Below are 1,310 nucleotides of genomic sequence, written 5' to 3'. Positions count from 1 at the left end.
GGGGCCGTCGCCCCATCAGGAATTGTGAGCCCGTCGGCTCAACCACGTTGAACCCGGAAAAACGAGTGGTAGAGAAAGACGTCGCTTAAACAGAGAAATCAGTGCCAACTGTCTTGAAAAACACCGACTCATAGAATCCTTCCTGTCTAGCTTGTACCGTGGGTTTTCTGGCTCGCCCAGAAAAGCAGCTTATCTGATTCAAAATCCGGATCACCATGGGCCGCCGGATCAAATCGAGTACCGTCTGCAAGTTTGGGAGCCGGAAAAACCAATTTGCGGCACCGATCAGCACCGCTCCAGATCGACGACCATTGGGCACGCACTTCCAACCCTGAAACTGTACTGCCGGATTTTCGCTCTGGTAATTCCAAATACAGTTTTATCCCGTTTTCGAGCGGTTCCTCCACCACAACCTTTACGTTCTGGATCCTAGTGACCTGACGGGCCCCTAATCCCCAGCTTGATCCCATGTAAGATGCTTCAACAATTCTTAATTCGGACCTCAATGAAACCTCATCCAACAACCCGTACAAGTTGTTCTCTATAGTCACTTCCGCGTTTATAGCGGAAAGCTTTCGATCCTGCTCCAAAGTCGGGGCATAACCACGTTTAACCGCATTAATGTTGAAGTTATACACGTTCTTTACAGCAATTCGCGGCCGGCTAAGAAGGTTGGTCAGCCGATAAAAAGACTCGTCCGGATCATTCTTTAAATGCTTAAACTCGCTGTCATTCTCTCTTCCAAACGGACCACGTTTCAGCCACTCTTCTAAAGGTTCATCATCGAGAAAAACTGCCGCAACTCCTCCAGCGATCGCCAGTGTCAGGCCAAGGGCCACCCAACCCCACGGGCCCGCAAGGGCTAACCACCCGGCTCCTTTACCGGCTACCTGCGCCAACAACATACCACCGTACATCGTCATGCCAGTGCCAATAATCGACACCCCATACGCTGCGGCTGCGTCATAATCACCGGAGTTCACTTCATGAATAAGATCCAACACCGAGACTATAACGGCCAGTCCACCAGTGGCCATACCGCCAACGACCCGTGTAGTAATCACTTTCGGAAGCGCTTTGGCCAGAGATGGGAAGAGCCGAACGATTATCGTTCCCTCGGTTTTCAGCAAGGTCTTATCCAACAGCTTGGGAACTCCTTTCCAAACAGCAAGCTCCTTACTTATGTAGTGGTCAACTAATCCCGGACAGTATTTTAAGATTTTCCTCAGCTGCAACAGGCGAAATGCCGCCGTTAAACGCGTGAGGCCGCTGCCGGTTGTAGTAGTCCATCAGATAGCCACCAACATCTC

1 protein-coding gene is annotated in these 1,310 nt (G+C 50.8%); it reads right to left on the bottom strand.

Annotated features, from left to right (window positions below; genetic code table 11):
• Window positions 1-146: 146 nt before the first annotated feature.
• The gene (locus tag LWH94_RS19170) at window positions 147-1,142 is read right to left on the bottom strand and encodes an MFS transporter (RefSeq protein WP_232903305.1); all 996 of its coding nucleotides are present in this window, start codon (window positions 1,140-1,142) and stop codon (window positions 147-149) included.
• Window positions 1,143-1,310 lie beyond the last annotated feature (168 nt).

The sequence above is a fragment of the Marinobacter sp. G11 genome, assembly GCF_021282325.1.
GTDB lineage: Bacteria > Pseudomonadota > Gammaproteobacteria > Pseudomonadales > Oleiphilaceae > Marinobacter > Marinobacter vinifirmus.
This window is presented reverse-complemented; position numbering and strand designations above follow the sequence as displayed.